This window comes from Chryseobacterium tagetis, assembly GCF_016735585.2.
GTDB classification, from domain to species: Bacteria; Bacteroidota; Bacteroidia; order Flavobacteriales; family Weeksellaceae; genus Chryseobacterium; species Chryseobacterium tagetis.
The window spans coordinates 580,472-600,328 of record NZ_JAERSE020000004.1 but is presented as its reverse complement, the minus strand read 5'-3'; the positions used below and the strand labels follow the sequence as shown (position 1 = coordinate 600,328).

Here is a 19,857-nt window from a genome sequence, read left to right as displayed (position 1 = left end):
TCTTATCAAAGATCAATGCACCTGAGTGATAAGAAGCCTACTTTTGTATAACTAAAATCAACAATATGGAATTAGGAATAGGAATGTTTGGAGATCTTTCACTAGATCAGACAACCGGAAAATACAGAGATGCAGGAGTAAAGATTCATGAAATCCTTGAACAGGTAAAATTCATGGATGAGGTGGGAATCGATGTTTTCGCAATGGGAGAACATCACCGTCCCGACTATGCGGTTTCGTCACCTGAAATTGTGTTGGCAGCAGCAGCAAGCATTACGAAAAATATAAAACTGGCAAGTGGTGTTACTGTTTTAAGTTCATCCGAACCTGTGAAAGTATATGAAGACTTTTCGACTTTAGATTTGATTTCTGACGGTCGTGCAGAGATCTTTGTGGGAAGAGGAAGTTTTATAGAATCTTTTCCTTTATATGGATATTCTCTGAATGATTATGAACAGCTTTTTGATGAGAAATTAGAATTATTGCTAAAGATAAATTCAGAAGAAAATGTTTCATGGTCAGGAAAATTACGCGCACCGATGCAAAATCAAACGGTTTATCCTAGAGCAAAAAATGACGGTAAAATATCGATTTGGAGAGCTGTCGGAGGAACTCCACAATCCGTTTTGAGTGCAGCACAATTGGGGATGCCTTTGGTGGTTGCGATTATTGGCGGAATGCCGATCCAGTTTAAAAATTTAATTGAATTTTATAAGCAGGAATATATAAAAGCAGGCCATGATGCAGATAAAATGCAGATTGCCATTCACTCACATACTTTTGTAAGTGATGACCAAAAAGTGGTGGACGGATATTTCCATAATTATAAATCTCAGATGGACAGAATTGGAGCTTCCAGAGGTTGGGCGCCTTACACAAAAATGCAGTATGACGGAGGAAAAAGCAGAGATGGAGCATTATTTATCGGAAGTGCAGCAGAAGTAGCCGATAAAATCGCTTATATGAAAGAAATCTTCGGGATTACGAGATTTATCGGTCATATGGATGTGGGAGATCCTTCACACGATATCATGATGAAATCTATCGAATTGTTTGGTAATGATGTGAAACCACTCATTAAAAACTTATAAAAATAAACCGCCGCTGAAACTTTCAGCGGCGGTTCTCTCTAAAAAAACTCAATAGTATTTATAAAATGAAAAAATTTCAAATGGTTTCGTAAGTCGCAATCGCAACTTGCGGGTGAAAAGCAAACATAAACGTTTCAAAATTTTCACCTGAAATATTTTTGCTTAAAAGGTATTTGTTATCAATAATATCGATCAGCAACAATTGCGGCGTGTAGAAGGTAAGTCCTATTTTATGTTTTGAAGGATCTTCTATGTTGGAACTGATGAGGTCGAGTTTAAAACTTTCAATAGGAAAAAATGTATCTCCTAAAACATCGGGTAGGCTTTTGATCTCTCCATTCAATTGAGAAATATAATTCGTTGCCGAAGCGCTCAGCAAAAACGGAATCCTTTCCGCATGTGAATTTTTTGCCAAAAGCTCCCAATAATTTTTTACCGGATTTTCTTTATCATCAAAAACCTGATGCTGAACTTTATATTCAAAGAAAGTATCTTCAAAAACATATTTGTCCCAAACCATAGTGGAATTCTGATCGATCACGATTCGAAATGCCAGTTTTATTTTCGCCTTCATAAGATAGAATTTTAAATAAACAGGGCAGTTTTTTCATCCTACCCTGACTCTTAAACAAAATGATATGAATTATTTAATACTAAAAAAGTATTAATGAACGAGAACCTTAAGATTCTCTATGAATGTTCCTTTTGAATTGTCAATAGTAATTTTTGCTACATACATTCCTGATTTTAGCTGATTTCTGCTCATTTTTATTTCCTGTTTTCCAGCGGTAAGTTGTTGATGATCTATCACATCTAAAACCTTTCTTCCACTAGCATCAAATAAATCTATACTTACTGTCGATCTCTCATCAAGATTGATAGGGAAGACCGTTTCTTCACGGAAAGGGTTGGGATAATTTTGTTCCACTTGAAAATTTTTGGGATTTGAAGTTTCCTGTGTTCCAAGAAATGCTCCTGCAACATATATCGTATGGGTTAATATATAACCAGCCGATAAAGAACCTGTTACAGTGCTCATTTCATTGCTGGTTCCGTCAGAAAATACATTGTCGGTACTGTTATACGTATATCCGGTCATACCTTTTGTATATCCGTAAGAAGTACCGTTTACATTTACATCATACACAGCACTGCTTGTTCCTTCCGGAAATGCGATCTGAGTCACCAAAAGAGAAGTTCCGTCAGCTTTATAGACATGAACATGAATATGCGTTGCCCTGCTTTGGTACCATCCCGGAAAAATACTGGTAAAAGTTACAAGACCATTGGCATCTGTAGTTTGTCTGCCACGAAGAAAATGATAATTCGTATAATTGGCAGACTGCATAGAAGTTCCTCCGTATTCAGAATAATTTCCGTCTTTATCACAATGCCATACATCTACCAAAACTCCCTGATAAGCCGCACAGTTTCCGTTGGTATTCTTGATATAAATATTCATGGTAAAAGCTACTCCCGTTCTGTCGCTGACAATATTACTCTGTACAAGACTCGAAGGAGTGTGAGTAGGAAAAGGGCCTTCTGTTTCAGAATTGGTTACTGAACAGCTTAACGTATTTTTTAATACATTAATTACAGGTTTTTCTTCCGAAAACATTTCCGATCGAAGGATGCTGGGAACAGCAACGGCAACTCCTGCTAATCCTAAGGAGTTTCTTAAAAAGTTTTTTCTGTCCATTATTTTTTGTTTTTGTGTAACTAAATTTCTAAGAAAAGTAAAAGCGCATTTTCACTCAATGCTTCAAATTCTAATCGATCAATTTCGGAAAGAAGAATGGCATCCCGGGTTTCCAGAAGTCTGTTCTGAAACTCAAAAGCACCGTTAATCACCATTCCGAAAATGGAATTTCCCTGAATATGAACAGCATATTCCTGTTCTTTTCTTCCGTCATAAAGCCCTATAAAATTGGGGATCTTCAGATGGTTGGTAATGGGAAGAAGAACATTTTTTTCATTTATATCCAGCTCTTCAATAGTAAAAGAGTTCTCAGGATTTTTATTTTTAAACTCTAAAATAAGAACATCAGCTTTTTCGTTCGGAAGATTATTGGTAATCGTTACCACGTTATTTTCAACAGACTGTAATGTGAAGATCTGCTCAGATAAAATGGCTTTTTCAAAATCATTAATTAAAATCTCACCATACAGCACAATGATCAGAAGACTTGTCTCTTCCTGATGAACAAACTCATAACTTCCGTTTTCCGGCAAAACAACTTCTAAAGCCTTTCTTAGTTTCAGAGACTCTTCACCGAGAAAGAAATTATTTACAGCACATGAGTTTTCTTCCTTCCAGACTGAAAAATCAGATTTAAAAATTCTTGATGGGCTTTGAACTAACATAATTTCCGGGTTTTAAATTCCCACATCACACAGATCAATACATTGCTTTTTATTTAACACTCACTCTTAGCTTTTACTCGTATGAACCTGTGCTTTTGTGGAAACGACTAATATTAAATAACCTCTCTTTTTAAACTTAAGCCGAAACTTTTATAGTGTGGGTCAGTGCAAAACCTCCGCTTACGCTTCCTGAAATACTGGACATTTCATTGGAGGTTCCGTCACTGAACACGTTATCATTCGCATTATAAGTATAACCGCTCATCCCTTTATATCCTGTACTTGCTGCAACAAGAGCGACAGCACTGTCAGTTCCTTCCGGAAAAGCAATCTGTGTTACCAAAAGTGATTGCCCGGAAGCATTATAAATATGTACATGAATATGAGTTGCTCTGCCGCTGTACCAACCCGGAAAAATAGAAGTGAAGTTCACTTGTCCGTTGGCATCCGTAGTTTGTCTTCCTCTCAGAAAATGTACTGATGTATAATTGGTGGACTGCATTGAAGTTCCTCCATATTCAGAATAATTCCCGTCTTTGTCACAATGCCATATATCCACAATAGCGCCTTGTAAATTTGCACAACTGGCATTTACATTCTGAACCGTGATTGCAATCGTAAAAGCAACTCCGGTTCTGTCACTCACAATGTTGCTCTGAACTAAGCTTGAAGGTGATTTTGTAGGAAACGGACCTTCAGTTTCAGAATTGGTCACCGAACACCCTGTTGAAGATGACCCGGAACTTGTGCCTGATCCTGAAGCTGTGGTAGATGAATCCAGGATATCATCATCGCTTCCACAATGGATTAAAATAGGGGCTGCAACTGCTGTCACACCTGCTAAACCCAGATTTTTCAAAAATCCTTTTCTTGACATCGTTTTCATAATACGGGGTTTTTAAGGTTAATACTGAAACTCAGTCAGGATGAATATTCATCTGCTTGAATTTCCTGTATCAAATGTATTTTCAAAAAACGGTCTTCGGAAATTTTTGAGGTAAACGATGTGAATGTGTCGGTAAATTTGATTTTTTTAATGAAAAATTAGGAGGAAATTAACAAATAAGAGCGTTATAAAATAGTGTTGGTTAAATGGTTTCGCTGACGGTTTTTCTTTGTTATCTGTTCAGAATTTTCATCACCGTATCTTTATAGGTTTCTCCGATGGGAATAATAAATTCTCCGATATGAATATTACGGTTGACAATGGTTTTGATATTGTTGACAGGAACAATGTAAGAACGGTGAACACGAACAAAATCTTTTTCAGAAAGCTTTTCCAGAATACTTTTCATGGAAGAACGGGCGATGATTTTAGAATGATCGATCAGGTGAATCTGAATATAATCATCCAAACCTTCAATCAGAAGAATATCGTTGAAATTAATTTTATGAAGTTTATAATCGGCGCGAATTGAAAGATAGGTTACCTCATCGGTTTCAGTATTGATCTTTACTTTTTCTACGGCAGCTTTAAATCTTTCAAAAGAAAAAGGTTTCAGCAGATAATCTATTGCATTAATACTGAACGCATCCACAGCATATTCGGAATAAGCTGTTGTGAAAATTACCTTTGTATTCTGTGAAATGTTTTTGTAGAAATCCATGCCGTTTTTAGAAGGCATTTCTATATCTAAAAAGATGAGGTCTACAGGAAATTTGTTGAGGTATTTTTGGGCATCACTCTGGATATTGAACGTTTTTTCAAGAGAAAGGTTTTCAATTTTTTCGGCATAATTCTCAATAATTCTTAACGCAAGAATTTCGTCGTCCAAAGCAATCGCTCTTATCATATTAAATTAATTTTTAAATTTACTTCAAAAGTTTCTCCGGTATTGGTCATTTTCAGACTGTGTTTATCAGGATAAACCTGCTGTAAATGCTCGATGGTATTTTTTAACCCAATTTTTAAGCTGCTTTCATCCGTAATATTTTGATTTACAATATTATTAAAAACCTGGAAATTTAAAATCTCTTCCTGGATAATGATCTTTACGGATATTTTTGAATTTTTCTCTGCATTGAAGCCATATTTAAAAGCATTTTCAATAAAATTAACCAAAATAAAAGGAGCAATCTGCAGATCTTTCTTTTCACCGATCTCTGTATAAGAAAAATCTAAACTGCTGTCCGTTCTTACCAGCTGTAGGGCGATATAATCTTTCAGGTATTCAATTTCTTTATCGAGCTCAACAAAATCTTTACTGCTTTCCTGAACCACATAGCGCATCACATTCGACAGCTTTAAAATTCCATTTGGGGTATCGTCGGATTTTAATAAGGCTAAAGAATAAATGGAGTTTAAAATATTAAATAAGAAATGCGGCTGAAGCTGATATTTCAGGTTTAATAATTCTGCTTTGGCTTTTGAACGTTCCAGTTCCTTTTTCTCATTATTCCTGAAAATAAAAAGGGAAGACAAAAACGAGAAAAGAAAGGGGAGGACAGAAGAAAAGATCATCTGTCGGTAAGAAGCTTCATTTCTCGGCCCGAAATTTTCAAACGGAGGTTTTCTTTCCATTGGAGGTGGCGGAAAATTATCATGAGGATGCATTTGTGGCGGTCGCATCTCCATGTGAGAAGGCTGAGCCGAAAGAATGTGTTCAGAGCTCAGATAATTAGGAACAAAAACCATAATCCCGAAACAGATCAGGATACAAACGGTAAATGGAAGATATTTCTTTTTGCTGTAAAACTTGGGCAGGAAAATATTAAGATTCAGATAAAAAAATATGATGACCAATACAAAACGGATAAATTCTCTCTGAAACGGAGATACCTTAAAAACCGATAACGTTCCGTCAAAATCCGGTGAAGAAACAATCGGGATTGTGAGCAGTAAAGGGATCAGGATAATATGAGGCCAAAGTTTTTTCACAAAATATTTTTAACGGTTATTCAGTTGACTTTTATAATCGTTTAAAAGTGCTGCGAGTTTTTTTGCAGACATTCCGTAAGTATCGGGAAATGCCCCTTGTTTAGATTTCAATTTAGAAATTCTTAGAAAATTTTCATCAATGTTGAACATAACGATTTTGTTCAAAAAAATCTGCTTTGTCGTAAAATCACTTACTACCTGCCACGGAATGAATGTCTTTCTGAAAAGACTTTTCATTTCAAGACCTTGTTCGCTGACCTTCAGATAAGACGTATTGGGAATCAGATTAATAGAAAAAATAATGAAACTGATCCCAAACAGGAAAATAGTAAGAATAGCAATCCAGATATTTTTTTCGATCAGTGAAATTCCCATGCAGATAAATGCAATGCTGATGAGAATCAGGATGATATTTTTTATTTTTCCGGGTCTTAAAATAATAGGTAAATTTTGCATGGTAGATTTTAATAATTCAAATGTATAAAAAAGAAGTTTAAATGGCAGATCCCTTTAAACTAATATTAAAATTAACCACAAAAGACACAAAAGCTATTTCTACAAATCCTAAAATCACTCAAAAGAATAAAAATCAAAGATTTTTAAAGACTGACGTGTTCTTTTTTCGGTTTAATCATAAACTTTAAATGTTTATATAAATCTTTTGTGCCTTTTGTGGTTAGATTATACTTTTACCCCTTTCCGAAAACCTCTTACATCAGCTCAATTAAACTTCCGCGTTCTTCATCTTTTCGAATATTCAGTGCAACAGGAATTTTTTCTTTCAGTTCTTCCACGTGCGAAATAATTCCCACAACTCTGTTTTCCTTCTGCAGATTCATTAAGGTTTCAAAGACAACATTCACCGATTCCAGATCTTGGGTTCCGAAACCTTCATCAATGAAAAAGAAATTGGATGCTGACTGTGCATTACTCTGTACACTTTCTGCCAATGCCAATGCAAGACTTAAAGAAACCTGGAAAGCCTGTCCTCCTGAAAGCGTTTTTACACTTCGGCTTCTGCCTTCATTTAGGTAATCGATAATTTCAAAATCATTATTTTCATTCAGTTGCAGACTCAGCTGATTTCTCGTCATCCGGTGGAAACGCACATTGGCGTGATCGCATAACTGTCGCAGATAAATCGATGAAACATACTGTACAAAACCTGCTCCTTTAAAGAGGTTCGTCATGGTTTTTAAATTTTCTGCACGTTTCTGAAGCTGGAGTAAATTTTTTAAAAGATCTTCTTTTTTCTTAAACTCTTTTTCCAGCCGTTCAATTTCTGTAGAGATCTTTACTACTGAATTATTGACCACCTTTAAATCATTCTCATAAGACCTGAATTGCTGTTCAACCGTTGCAAATTCCTCTTCATTGAAAGAAAAATCTTGTAGTTTCCCTTCAAGTTCAAGGATACTGTTCTTTACTGTTTCAAATTGAATTCTGAACTGCTGAATAGTATTTCTTGTGTCCTGAACATTAATTTCCTGTACAAGAATCTGACGAGCCTCATCCAAAGTATTGAATTGCTGTTCTGACAAAGCCTTTTCAATTAGATCTTTATTATCAGCAATCTCTTTCTCAAGTTCAGAAATTCTTTTTTCAAGTTGAGAAACCATCGTTTTCTGTTCTGCAAGTTTTGGCGAAATCTCTTTTTCTTCTTTAATAAACTGTTGATAATTCTGTTCAGTTGCAAGGTTGGATTGGGAAAGCTGAGTGAAAATTTCTTCAACTTCTATAATAGATTTTTTCTGATAATCAATCCATTGTAAAGCCTTTAAATTGGCTTCGTTCGTTTTGATTTGTTCTCCTTTTTTAGCTTCGTCAAGCCTGAATTTCTCTAAAGCTTTATTATAACTGTCGAGGTTTTCCCTTTCCTTATCAAGATTTTTTTGTTCCAGACCGATTTGCTGATTCAGTTCATCCATCTGTTTTTCAATTGAAAAAGACTGTTGGCGTTTCTCTTCAAAATCACCTGGGTTTTCAGCATCGAATTCCTTCCAGCTAAAACTTTTGATATGTTCTTCAACCGTATTCTTAATCTGTTGTAAACTTTCTTCTTCCGATTTCAGCTGTTCCTCAAAGATCTTCTTCCTGTCAAGAATTTTTTCAATTTCTAAAGACTGTTTTTGGAGGTTTTCTTTCTGGATTTCAATTTGCCCGATCTGTTTCTGAATTTCGTTTAATTCTGAATTTACATCATCAAATTCCACAATATTAGGATGTTCTAAAGCTCCACAAAGCGGACAAGATTCTCCGTCATGTAATTCATTGGCAAAATGAGCCAGTTTTTGCTGAACTTCAAGATGATTTCTTTTCTCTGAAAGCCCTTTTTTCTGCTGTTCTAAAGCTTCTGCCTGAACCTCAAAATCATTTCTGAAGGTTTCAGGATTAATGTTGAAAGGTCGTAATTCTTCTGAAATTTTTTCAGTTTCGGTTTTCTTTAAAGCTACTTTTTCCAATTGCAGTTTCAACGTTTCATCCAGTTTTTTTCTTTCCAGAAACCAGTTTCCTACATGTAATAATAAATTGGAATCCAGTTTTTTCGGTTTTAATCGTTCAGCGTTTTTTGAAAGTTCCTCAATATTTTGCTGAATTGATTTTTGCTGGGCTTCAACTTCCTTTACTTTCTTTGATCCTTTTTCAGTCCGTTCTTTCAATATCTCAATTTCTTCTGAGAATTTCATCATTTGAAGGAGTAAACTCAAATCGTTCTCCTGAATTTTAGATTCAGATAAAGAATCATATTTAGGCTGAATGGCTACAAGCTTATGCTTTATATTTTCAGACTGAATTTCAGTTTGCTGTAAAATTTTAGACTGATCTTCTTTATTGTTCTGCTGATCCGAGATTTCTTTTTCAACCTTGTTCTTTTCAGAAACTAGGGGGGTGAACATTCTGAAAGTCCGGTCGTAAGTTTCGGTTTTGGTAGCTAAAAGATCAATTTCTACCTTCTGTTGGGTCAGTTGTTCAAAATTTATTTTCTTCTGACGTAAAAGTTCAACCTCATCTTTAAGGTTTTTCAGTTTTGAATATTTTTCTTCGGTTTCTTTAAAGACTTTTTGAGTATCCTCAAACTTTTGCTGTTCTACTTTTAAAAGTTCTTTTTGAACGGAAATCTGTTCTTCATTTACTTCCTCAAAGCCTTTAAGCTGACCTTCCAGCTGATCCAACTCCGATCTGTTTTTAATATTTAAAGTTGAAACATTATTCTGAAGATCAAAGCGCTGAAGACTGAAGATTTCCTTCATCATATTTGTGCGTTCCGTAGCTCCGAGTTCCAGAAATTCTTTGAACTGACCTTGCGGAATGATGATCGTACGTTTAAAGTTGGCATAACTCAATCCGATCAGTGCCTCCGAATTGGAATGTTCCAACGGAATCCAGTTTTCGTTTTTCCATTCATAAAATACCACATTCGAGGTTTTTACATCTTCAAAATTTTTAGAATTCCGTCTGAATTCTCTTGTGGCGCGGTATTTTTTATTTTCATAATTAATAAAATCAAACTCGATGTAAGACCTGTTTGATTTTAAATTCATCATGTTGTAGGTACGCTTGTCTCTTGCATTCAGCCTTTCTGTTTCTCCGTACAAGGCAAAAGAAATCGCTTCCAGAATAGAGGATTTTCCGGAACCCACCGAACCGAAGATCCCGAAAAGACCCGCTTCCGTAAGGTTTTGGAAATCGATTTTCTGACGTTCCTGATAAGAATAAAGACCTTCTAAAGTAAGTTGAATAGGAATCATTTTCTACGGATTAAGGATTTCGTTAAACAAATTGATGAGGTCTTCATTAGCATCCTGTCCGCCATTTTTAGATTTAAAATAATCCCTGAACAATGTCTGGATATCCTGATTGAGATTGATATCTGCAAGACTGTTTTCATCCGTTTCCTGATTTTTCACTTTAGGGATCAGATAGATAATTCCGTTATGAGACTGATAGAGCAGTTTTCTTTCTTCAGCTTTTAAATACGTTTCGCTTTCTAAAGTAAGCTCTACCAGAGAATTTTGATTTTCATTCAGCCATTCTACGGCAGTTTCCACGCTTTGAAATGTTTTTCTTACCAGTGGTTTTCCGTTTTTTAAAGCAATTCTTTCATAAGAAACCGGCTGATTAGGTTCAGCATTAATGATGGATACATATTTCGACTGTCCGGCTTCACTGAAACTGTAACACAAAGGAGAAGATGAATAAACAACAGGTTTTTCCTCAGTTCCGATATTTTTAAAACCATGAAGATGCCCCAAAGCGGTATACTGAATCTGATCAGGAATGATATCCGAAAAAACAAGATCGGCATTTCCTATTTTAATAGGTTTTTCCCCTTCTGGTTCTTCAAGAAGAGGCGCTCCTTTTTTATTCATATACAAATGGGTCATCAATAGATTGATCCCGTTTTCATCACAAAATTCATCCGCAGTTTCTTTCCAGTGGTTGGCAAGTATATTGTTCAGCTCAGCTTCTTTATCCTCTCCGAAATATTCTTTGAGACGGATTTCGTTGGCATAAGGAGTATGAAGTAAACGTACCGGAAAAGAGTGTCCTTTTAATTCCAGTTCTAAAAAACCTGCTGCAGATTTTGAAATTTTGAAATCTTCCAGTGCAAAAGGAGTAATTTTAGCTTTGGGATAACCGATCAGGATAATTCCGCATTCCCTTGCCAGAGGATCTGGAGCATCAATAAAGTTCGGTGAATCATGATTTCCGGAAATAGCAATCACAGGACGTTTCCCATTATTTGAAAGTCTTTTTAATGTTTTATAAAAAAGCTCAACAGCTTCGGTTGAAGGATTGAAATTATCAAACAGGTCTCCGGCAATCAGAACCAGATCAACGTTGTGCTCATCGGCAATTTCGGCAATTTCGTTCATGATCAGAACCTGTTCTTCCAGTCTTGAAAAACGGTCGAGACGCTTCCCCAAATGCCAGTCGGCGGTGTGTAGGATTTTCATACTGCGCTATTGTCTTCTCTTGCTTTAAAGTCTTCCCGAATCTGTTTTAAACGTGCTTTTCTTTCAGCTTCCGCATTCTGTATTTTACGTTTTTTATTGTCGATTTTCTTTTTATGCTGTTTTCTGTTGGCATCTGTGTTTCTACTCATTATAACTGGTTTTGGATGAATGGTAAAAATAGAATATGTAACCTCATCGATTTCACAGGGTAAATGTAAGAAACTAAAAAGGCAAAGTGAAATTTCCGATTGAAAATGTTATTCGCTATTTTTGGAAAAAACTAATTTTATGAAAAAAAATTTAGCCGTACTTTTTATTTTGTTTGGAGTTTTATTTAATGCTCAAAATCTGGAAAAACTTTCGAAAGAAATTAATGATGAAGGAATTGCTTTGTACCGAAGTGAAATGGCAAGTTGGTATGGAACAGACCTCTTTATTGCTAATTATGAGAAAAAGGAAAATATCGGAGGTTATTTTTCATACATTGATGATGTTCCAAAGTGTATTTTTTTCTCAAAAGATCAAAAAGTGATTGGCACTATTTCGTTTCCTACAAATTATGACCCAAAGGATGCTAGTCTTGATTTAAAAGAAAGAAATTTTACACCATTAGAAACAGAATATTTTACGATCAGACAGAATGCCTTAAAAAGAATTCAGAATGATACAATTTTTAAAGTATATAAAAATACAAATCTTAATATTGTTCCGCTTATTAAGAATAAAGTAAAAAAAGTGTATGTACTTACAGGTCCTTCTGTAAATAATGTTGTTATATTCGGAAATGATTATCTGATTACTTTTGATAACAAAGATGAGGTGAAGAATGTTGAAAAACTTCATAATAGTATGATTGCTCAAAATATTCATGATGAAAAAGTAGGAAAAACTATAAGTGGAATTCATAGTCATGTCATTAAAAACTGGCAAACCATAACTCCTACCGATATTTGTACATTGATGTTATATCAGAAATTTACAGATTGGGGAACTTATACCACAGTTTCTAAAAAATTTGTTAGCATATGGAATTCAAATAACAAGCTTGTAATTATGAAAAGTGAAAACTTTAAAAATATGGCGGAAAATATTCTTAAAAACAAAGATGAAAAATCAAAATCCGAAGAAACGGAAAAGTAGTCTTTTAATAAGATTTCTTAAAATAAATAACTATTAAAAAAATATGCAACAACCGTCTAAAGATCCGCTTCACGGAAAAAGGCTGGATGCCATTCTTGAAGAACTGGTAGAATATTATCAGGGTTTTGAAAAACTGGGTGAGCAGATCAACATCAAATGCTTTACAGATAATCCGAGCATCAGTTCATCATTGAAGTTTCTGAGAAAAACACCTTGGGCAAGAACCAAAGTGGAGAGTTTATATCTCTTTGTATTAAGACAGAAAAAGAAACAGGAAAGAGATAAAGGGAATTAAAATAGAAGTAAATTTTCTTGGATTTTTTTACAATATTTTATCAGAATCAATCATTTCAAAAAGACTATATTTGTCAAAAATTAATCGTGAGCAGATCACGAAAAAAAGAAAAAATATGACAATCGAAAACAATCATGTTGTAGCTGTAAAGTACATACTTCACACTATCGAAGAGGACGGAAGCAAAATTCTTGTAGAAGAAACAACAGAAGAAAATCCACTTACATTTTTGTATGGTGTAGGAATGATGATTCCTAAATTTGAAGAGAATATTCTTGGTTTGAAAGCAGGAGATAAAGCTGCTTTTGCAATTCAGCCGGAAGAAGCGTACGGAGAAAGACACGCTGACTCAATTGCGCAATTGCCTCTTGATATGTTCAATGAAGCAGGTGTTCCGCCAGTAGGAGCTATTTTGCCTTTATCTGATAACCAAGGGAACAATTTTCAGGCAATTGTAGTAGAAGTAACTCCTGAAGCTGTTGTGGCGGATCTTAATCACCCAATGGCAGGGAAGACTTTGGACTTCCAGGTAGAAATTTTAAACACGCGTCCTGCAACTGAAGAAGAGTTGTCACATGGTCACGCTCACGGAATTGACGGAAACGAAGCTCACTAAGAGATTCTTTTTATAAATATAATGTCCGGCTGAAAAAGCCGGACATTTTTTGTTTTGTACTGTAAATTATTTTTACTACAAAAGGCATAAAAAGATTTTGTTGTGAACCTGTATTTTGAAAATTATTCACTTTAATATACAGGTTACATATCTTTTGTAACTTTTATGGTTAATACATTAATCTAAAAGTTCGCCACTCACATAATACCAGCGGTTCTGAATCATTTTGAACTGCGACAGCTCATGATGAACCTGTTGGTTTCCGTCTTCGTCAGTATAAAATGCTTTAAATTCTACTTTATTCATCGAGGGCTTGCTCACGATTTCCAGTTTTGTCCACTCATTGATTTCTCCCCATTCCTGTAAATCTTTGGTATTGTGAAATTGCCTTTTTCCGGGAGAAGTGGTTTCCATTAGATATTTTCCGTTCGGAATAGCAAATGCGGAAAATCTCGAACGCATTAATGCTTCTGCGGTCGGAGCATTTTTTTCTCCGGTATGATAAGGTTTACAGCAATCTTCGTAGGATTTTCCTGAGCAGCAGGGACAATTCATTTTTTCTGGATTTTAAAATGCAAATTTACACGAATATTTTTTCAGAAATTTTGGTTTTTATATTATCCCGCAGATTTTGCAGATCGCGCAGATGTTTGTGTTTAAAATTTATAGGATGCTTTTAAATCTGTGTAATTAGCGAGATCTGCGAGACAAAAGATTTTGTCTTATCATTTGTGAGAAATAAGTTTCGGGTTTTATATTATCCCACAGATCGTGCAGATGTTTGTGTTTAAAATTTATATGATCCTATAAAATCTGTGTAATTAGTGTGATCTGAGGGAAATAAGATATATCATGTCATCAATATTTAAATAAAAAAAGCATCCAAAAAAATGAATGCTTTTAAAAATTTATTTAATAAATCCTCTGTTTCTCAATAAAGGCTTAATATCCGGATCGTGTCCTGTGAAATCTCTGAATGCCTGATTCAGATCAACAGAATTTCCTACGGAAAGAATATATTTTCTGAAACGGTCTCCGTTTTCTCTTGTTAAACCTCCGTTTTTAGAAATCCATTCCCAAGCGTCGTTATCCAATGTTTCTGACCATAAATAAGCGTAGTATCCTGCAGAATAACCACCTCCCCAGATATGTGCAAAATAAGGGGTGTGATATCTCGGTGGAACGGTCGCTAAAGTGAAGCCGTGTTTTGCCAGCGATTGTTTTTCAAAATCTAAAACAGGAATTAATTCGCTTTCATTGGTTACCGTATGCCAGTCCATATCCAGTTCGGCCGCAGAAACCAATTCGGTTGTCATATATCCCTGATTGAAGGTTGCTGCTTTTTTAATTTTATCAACCAATGCCTGAGGAATCGGCTGTTTAGTCTGGTAATGAAGTGCATAGTTTTTCAGAACTACAGGATCCAGCGCCCAGTGTTCGTTGATTTGCGAAGGGAATTCTACAAAGTCTCTAGGTACATTGGTACCTGAAAGTGAAGGATATTTCTGACTTGCAAACATTCCGTGAATTGAGTGTCCGAATTCGTGGAAAATTGTTGTAACATCATCATAACTGATTAATGAAGGTTTTCCCGGAGCAGGTTTCTGATAATTGTAGCAGTTTACAATGACAGGTTTTGTCCCTAAAAGATAAGACTGTTCCACGAAATTGCTCATCCAAGCTCCTCCGTTTTTAGAATCTCTTGTATAGAAATCCAGATAATAGATCGCAATAGATTTTCCGTCATGATCGAAAACTTCGTAAGTAACTACATCTGGATGATAAACAGGAAGGTCTGTTCTCTTTTTGAAAGTCAGTCCGTAGAATTTTTCAGCAGCGAAGAACACTCCTTTTTCCAAAACAGTTGTGATTTCAAAGTAAGGTTTTATTTCGCTTTCGTCAAGATCGAATTTTGCTTTTCTTACCTGTTCTGCATAAAAATTCCAGTCCCAAGGTTCAACTTTGAACCCTCCTTTCTGCTGATCGATCAGATCCTGAATATCTTTAGCTTCACGTCTTGCTGTTTCTACAGCCGGAGTTGCAATCTGATTCATTAATTTTGTTGCTGCTTCAGGTGTTTTTGCCATCTGATCCTGCAATTTCCAGTCTGCAAAGCTCTTTTTACCCAATACCTGTGCTTTTTTAAGTCTTAGGTTGGCTAATTTTTCAATGGTTTCTCTTGTATCATTTCCGTCTCCTTTTTCAGCTCTCAGCCAAGATGCTTTGAATAATTTTTCTCTGGTAGCTCTGTTTTTAAGACTTTGCAAAAGAGGTTGCTGTGTAGTATTTTGTAAAGCTAATAAATATTGACCCGGTTTTCCTGCATTTTTAGCATCACTTGCAGCAGCGGCAATGTCATCTGCAGAAAGTCCGTCCAGTTCTTTGGCATCGGTAAAGAAAACACCGCCCTGCTTTCTTGCTTCCAATAATTTATTAGAATATTGCGTAGAAAGAGAAGCCAGTTCTTGATTGATCTGCTTTAATTTCTCTTTGTCGGCAGAAGAAAGGTTTGCACCAGCAATCTCAAAGTTTTGTTTATAATATTGTAATAGTTTTTTACTTTCGGCATCTAAACCATTTTCAGAAATCGCTTTGATTCTTTTGTAAAGATTTTCATTCAGGTACATTTTATCCGAATGAGCCGCAAAAATAGGAGCATATTCTTCATCTAAAGCCTGTAAAGTAGGATTGGTATTCGCGCTTGTAAGGTTTGAGAATACAATGACCGCTCTTTTTAAAATTTCGCCGCTTTTTTCTAAAGCCACGATCGTGTTTTCAAAAGTAGGAGCATCAGGATTATCGGCGATGCCTAAGATCTGAGAATCATGTTGCTTGAGTCCGAAATCAAAAGCGGGTTTAAAATGTTCATTCTTAATTTTATCAAACTCAGGAGCTTCATACTGAAGTTTGCTTTTCTTCATGAAGGGGTTTGATGCGAGTGCGGCAGGAATAAGAATTTCCTGTTGAGTATCGGCTTTTTTCATTGTAGTACAAGAGTAGTTAAATGCTAATGCAGAAATTAATAATACCGATGTAATATTTTTCATAAATTAGTTGTTATTAAAAGTATAAAGATATTAAAACTAAAATTTATAAAAGAACCAAACATGAAATCACAAACTATTTTTATTTTTTCGGCCTTCCTGTTATTAGCTTCTTGCGACAAGCATGAACGAAGAAATGGAGACAACGAAAAAAGCAGCTGGGTGGAAAAGGTTGTTACCACCGATAACGGACCAATGAAACAAAGGGAAATCACCGGCGATTTTGACGAAATTGAAGTTTCTCAGGCCATTGATGCTGAAATTATAAAATCTGATGTAGAAAAAGTGGTGATTTCTGCGCCTCAAAGTATTATTGATGAGGTTTTGGTAGACAACGACGGCGGCAGTCTGCATATTCATTATAAAAAAGGAATCAGAGTGATGAACTCTCACAATGTTTCTGCAAAAATTTATGCTAAGGATTTTTCAAAGCTTAATGCAAATTCGGCAGCGAGTATTGCTGTAAAAGATAAGTTTGTTCAGGAAAAGGTGCATGTGGAAACTTCCAGTGCAGGAAGTATTTCCGGAAATCTTGAAGCAAATGATTTTAATCTTTCTGTAGGCAGCAGCAGTAATTTCAGCGGAAAAATATGGGCGGTAGATCTGGATATTGAAGCTTCTTCAGGAGCAAGTCTTGATATTTCGGGAAAAGCTAAAAACGCTGAGGTGAGTTCTTCTTCTGGAAGTAGTGTTTCTGCTAAGGAACTTATCGCTGATCATGTAAAAGCAGATGCATCAAGCGGGGCAAACGTACAGATCAGTGCTTCTTCATCTATTAAAGCTGAAGCTTCTTCAGGAGGAAGTGTGAATGTGTATAAGAAAGGAAATGTAACTTCTGTAACGAAAGATGAGAGCAGTGGTGGAAGTGTTACTATTGAGTAAGAACAATTATTCTTTATGATAAACAAATCCTTCGCTATTAATTTCAGCGAAGGATTTTTATATTATGTAATCTATAGACTCTCTTTTTTATTAGGAACTTTAAATAATAAGACCAAAGCCCAGATCTGTAATATTGTTTGTACAATATTTATAATGCCGGTGAAAGGATCTTTTGCCAGATTAGCAATGACAAAAATAATGCTGATAAGTCCCAGAGCGAATAATACCAAAAGTACATACTTAATCCACTCATTTCCTTTACTGACTAAATATCCAATACCAAATATAACAGCTAGAGAAACAAAGACAATGAATATTTTCATTACGCTGTCCAGTGTTTCGTACTTCCAAATTATATTTCCAATTCCTAATGCTGCAGACAAGTAAATAAGCTCTGCTGATCTTTTATAATTGGGATGAACAATTACATTTTTGTTTTCTGTCTTAGCATTTATCAGTTTCTGATTTCTTTCAATTTCTTCGGGGCTAAATTCGTAGCCTCTTGATTTCAGTATATCAAAAGCATACATTTTTGCATCGTCTACAAATTTGCTTTGGGGTAGAATATACTGTACTAATTCCTGATCTGATTTTTTCTCTAAAACTCCTTTGTTTACACTCATTTTTGAAAACTGTAACTGTTTTTCAAAGGTATGAATTTTTTTAATGGTTGCTTTTAGATCTCTTAATAAGAGCTTATAGAAAAGAAAATTTAATCTTCATCGTCTTCGTTTGATGAAGAATCTTCCCAATTCAGTGTATCAAAACTAAGATTGTCGTAGGCTAATAATTCTTCTTCCCGCTGGAGGATTTCTTTGGTGGTAAAAAGATTAAGATCATCTCCTTCTTCTTTTATTTTAGCCAGTTTTCTTACCGAAGCTTTATCTATGGCCATGAATCTCTGCCCAAGTCTTCTGGCTGCATATTTTCTCATTCCGGTTTCGTGTAGAACATCTACAGCCATATCAACGGCAGTTCCCAGCGTTTCACGGTAGATATTTTCAATTCCGTTGTTAAGATAACTGTACGCATCAATTCTGTTTTTTGCTCTGACGAAGATTTTCACGTTGGGATAATGTTCCCGTACAAGCTCTGCAATGAATTTGTTGTCATCAGGATCATCAAGACAAAGGATTAAAATTTCTGCATCTTCAATTCCTGCTGCTCTCAGAATAGGGATTCTTGTAGCATCTCCGTAATAGACTTTAAAGCCATAGCTTCTTAATAATTTGACACGATCCGAATCCCTGTCCAAAACGGTTGCCGTTATTTTATTGGCTTTAAGTAATCGTCCTACTGTGCTTCCAAAATGTCCAAACCCGACAATTATAATTTTTTTCTGAGAAACGGTATTATCCAGAATATTAAAATCATTGTCCTGCTCAGGGATTTCTTTGATGAATTTAGGAGTGATGATCTTATCATTAATAATTAAAAGGAATGGGGTAATGCACATGGTAATTGCTGTTACCGCCATCATTTGTGCATTGAGTTCCGGACTTATTAAATAAAGACTTGATGCATAATTGATCAATACAAAAGCGAATTCTCCTACCTGAGAAAGGGCAAAAGCATAGAACAAGCTTTGTGGATTGTCTATTTTGAAAAATTTCCCGATGCTAAATAAAACAATAAACTTTATACTTAAAACAGCAAAAACAGTACTGAAGATAAAAACGGGATCTTTTTGAATAATCTCAAAATTCATCGTAGAACCTACGCTTACAAAAAAAACGGCAAGTAATAATCCTTTGAAAGGATCAATCTGTGCTTCCAGTTCATGACGGAATTCACTGTTGGCGAGCATAACACCTGCAAGGAAAGCGCCTAAAGCAGGAGACAGTCCGATCGCAACCATCAGTTCCGAAACACCGATCACAAGAAATAAGGAAGAGGCTGTAAGAAGTTCCGTCATTCCCGACTTTGAAACATATCTTAAAAAAGGAACAAAAACATATCTTCCCAATAAAATTAAGATGACAACCCCTAAGATTACCGTGGCAAACTGCATCCATTCCGGAAGAGTCTGAATGAGCACCTGAATTTCGTTATCATTATGTCTTGCTTTATAATTGGCAATAATCGGAAGAATCGCCAGAATAGGAATTACTGCAATATCCTGAAACAAAAGCGTAGAGAATGAAGCTTCTCCGGCTAATGTTTTTAAATTATTTTTTTCCTGTAAAGTCTGCAAAACTATAGCAGTAGAGGATAGGGCGAAACACATCGCAATGGCGAAAGCTTTGTCGATTTTCCAGTCAGCCCAAATAAATACCAGAAAGAGTAGTGAAGTGGTCAAAAGCATTTGGGTGAGACCCAGTCCGATGATTTTCTTCCGCATTTCCCAGAACTTTCTGGGTTCCAGTTCTAATCCCACCAGGAACAAAAGCATAATCACTCCGAATTCACTGGCATGCATAATGTCGTTCACATCTTTACCTGTGAGTTTCAAAACATAAGGACCAATAATGATACCTCCTCCAAGATATCCGATGACAGAACTTAACCCAAACTTTCTTACCAGCGGAACCATAATGATGGCAACGCCTAAAAAAATAAGGGTGTTCATTGCTAAGCTGGATTCCATAT

The 19,857-nt window shown here is 35.6% G+C and carries 19 protein-coding genes; 5 read left to right on the top strand and 14 right to left on the bottom strand.

Annotation, left to right across the window (positions count from 1 at the left end; translation table 11 throughout):
• Positions 1-65 precede the first annotated feature (65 nt).
• Positions 66-1,091: an LLM class flavin-dependent oxidoreductase gene (locus JI747_RS16740; RefSeq protein ID WP_225690014.1), complete on the top strand. Its 1,026-nt coding sequence runs from the start codon at positions 66-68 to the stop codon at positions 1,089-1,091.
• Positions 1,092-1,167: 76 nt separating this feature from the next.
• Here the strand turns inward: JI747_RS16740 and JI747_RS16735 are convergent, their stop codons facing one another.
• From JI747_RS16735 to JI747_RS16690, 10 genes are all read right to left on the bottom strand, one after another.
• Complete coding sequence (locus JI747_RS16735; protein WP_225690013.1) at positions 1,168-1,665, bottom strand: hypothetical protein; 498 nt, start codon at positions 1,663-1,665, stop codon at positions 1,168-1,170.
• A gap of 90 nt (positions 1,666-1,755) precedes the next feature.
• Entirely contained in the window at positions 1,756-2,790 is a 1,035-nt protein-coding gene (locus JI747_RS16730) for a T9SS type A sorting domain-containing protein (RefSeq protein ID WP_225690012.1), read from the bottom strand.
• A gap of 20 nt (positions 2,791-2,810) precedes the next feature.
• Positions 2,811-3,455, bottom strand: coding sequence for a pirin family protein (locus tag JI747_RS16725; protein ID WP_225690011.1), 645 nt, complete (start codon positions 3,453-3,455; stop codon positions 2,811-2,813).
• Between the two features lie 136 nt (positions 3,456-3,591).
• Positions 3,592-4,341, bottom strand: coding sequence for a dioxygenase family protein (locus tag JI747_RS16720; protein ID WP_225690010.1), 750 nt, complete (start codon positions 4,339-4,341; stop codon positions 3,592-3,594).
• 232 nt (positions 4,342-4,573) lie between these two features.
• A complete protein-coding gene (locus tag JI747_RS16715; RefSeq protein ID WP_225690009.1) occupies positions 4,574-5,248 on the bottom strand; it encodes a LytR/AlgR family response regulator transcription factor in 675 nt (224 codons plus the stop codon).
• Positions 5,245-6,333: a sensor histidine kinase gene (locus JI747_RS20435; protein ID WP_225690008.1), complete on the bottom strand. Its 1,089-nt coding sequence runs from the start codon at positions 6,331-6,333 to the stop codon at positions 5,245-5,247. Before JI747_RS20435 ends, JI747_RS16715 begins: the two co-directional genes overlap by 4 nt.
• Before the next feature lie 9 nt (positions 6,334-6,342).
• Positions 6,343-6,789 carry a hypothetical protein gene (locus JI747_RS16705; protein ID WP_225690007.1) on the bottom strand — a complete coding sequence of 149 codons (447 nt, stop codon included), beginning with the start codon at positions 6,787-6,789 and terminating at the stop codon, positions 6,343-6,345.
• Between the two features lie 254 nt (positions 6,790-7,043).
• Positions 7,044-10,082 carry an AAA family ATPase gene (locus JI747_RS16700; protein WP_225690006.1) on the bottom strand — a complete coding sequence of 1,013 codons (3,039 nt, stop codon included), beginning with the start codon at positions 10,080-10,082 and terminating at the stop codon, positions 7,044-7,046.
• A 3-nt stretch (positions 10,083-10,085) separates the two neighbouring features.
• Complete coding sequence (locus JI747_RS16695) at positions 10,086-11,291, bottom strand: metallophosphoesterase family protein (protein ID WP_225690005.1); 1,206 nt, start codon at positions 11,289-11,291, stop codon at positions 10,086-10,088.
• Positions 11,288-11,440, bottom strand: coding sequence for a hypothetical protein (locus JI747_RS16690; protein ID WP_225690004.1), 153 nt, complete (start codon positions 11,438-11,440; stop codon positions 11,288-11,290). Before JI747_RS16690 ends, JI747_RS16695 begins: the two co-directional genes overlap by 4 nt.
• 139 nt (positions 11,441-11,579) lie before the next feature.
• Here JI747_RS16690 and JI747_RS16685 point away from each other — a divergent pair, with 139 nt between their 5' ends.
• The 3 genes from JI747_RS16685 to JI747_RS16675 all read left to right on the top strand — a co-directional run bounded on the left by JI747_RS16685 (position 11,580) and on the right by JI747_RS16675 (position 13,342).
• A complete protein-coding gene (locus tag JI747_RS16685; RefSeq protein ID WP_225690003.1) occupies positions 11,580-12,431 on the top strand; it encodes a hypothetical protein in 852 nt (283 codons plus the stop codon).
• Between the two features lie 43 nt (positions 12,432-12,474).
• On the top strand, positions 12,475-12,726 hold the full coding sequence (locus tag JI747_RS16680; RefSeq protein WP_225690002.1) for a VF530 family protein: 252 nt from the start codon (positions 12,475-12,477) through the stop codon (positions 12,724-12,726).
• A gap of 70 nt (positions 12,727-12,796) precedes the next feature.
• A complete protein-coding gene (locus tag JI747_RS16675; RefSeq protein WP_225690001.1) occupies positions 12,797-13,342 on the top strand; it encodes an FKBP-type peptidyl-prolyl cis-trans isomerase in 546 nt (181 codons plus the stop codon).
• A 177-nt stretch (positions 13,343-13,519) separates the two neighbouring features.
• Here JI747_RS16675 and JI747_RS16670 read toward each other — a convergent pair whose 3' ends face one another.
• Entirely contained in the window at positions 13,520-13,897 is a 378-nt protein-coding gene (locus tag JI747_RS16670) for a YchJ family protein (protein WP_225690000.1), read from the bottom strand.
• A 353-nt stretch (positions 13,898-14,250) separates the two neighbouring features.
• The gene (locus tag JI747_RS16665; RefSeq protein ID WP_225689999.1) at positions 14,251-16,389 is read right to left on the bottom strand and encodes a M3 family metallopeptidase; all 2,139 of its coding nucleotides are present in this window, start codon (positions 16,387-16,389) and stop codon (positions 14,251-14,253) included.
• 60 nt (positions 16,390-16,449) lie between these two features.
• On the opposite strand from JI747_RS16665, the gene JI747_RS16660 reads away from it, so the two are divergent.
• Positions 16,450-17,268 (top strand): head GIN domain-containing protein, encoded by an 819-nt coding sequence (locus JI747_RS16660; protein ID WP_225689998.1) that lies wholly within the window; start codon positions 16,450-16,452, stop codon positions 17,266-17,268.
• A gap of 71 nt (positions 17,269-17,339) precedes the next feature.
• On the opposite strand, the gene JI747_RS16655 is transcribed toward JI747_RS16660, so the two are convergent.
• Together JI747_RS16655 and JI747_RS16650 are read right to left on the bottom strand one after the other, a co-directional pair.
• Positions 17,340-17,891, bottom strand: a complete 552-nt coding sequence (locus JI747_RS16655) for a hypothetical protein (RefSeq protein ID WP_225689997.1) — start codon at positions 17,889-17,891, stop codon at positions 17,340-17,342.
• Positions 17,892-17,980: 89 nt separating this feature from the next.
• On the bottom strand, positions 17,981-19,855 hold the full coding sequence (locus tag JI747_RS16650) for a monovalent cation:proton antiporter-2 (CPA2) family protein (protein ID WP_225689996.1): 1,875 nt from the start codon (positions 19,853-19,855) through the stop codon (positions 17,981-17,983).
• Between the last annotated feature and the right edge of the window lie 2 nt (positions 19,856-19,857).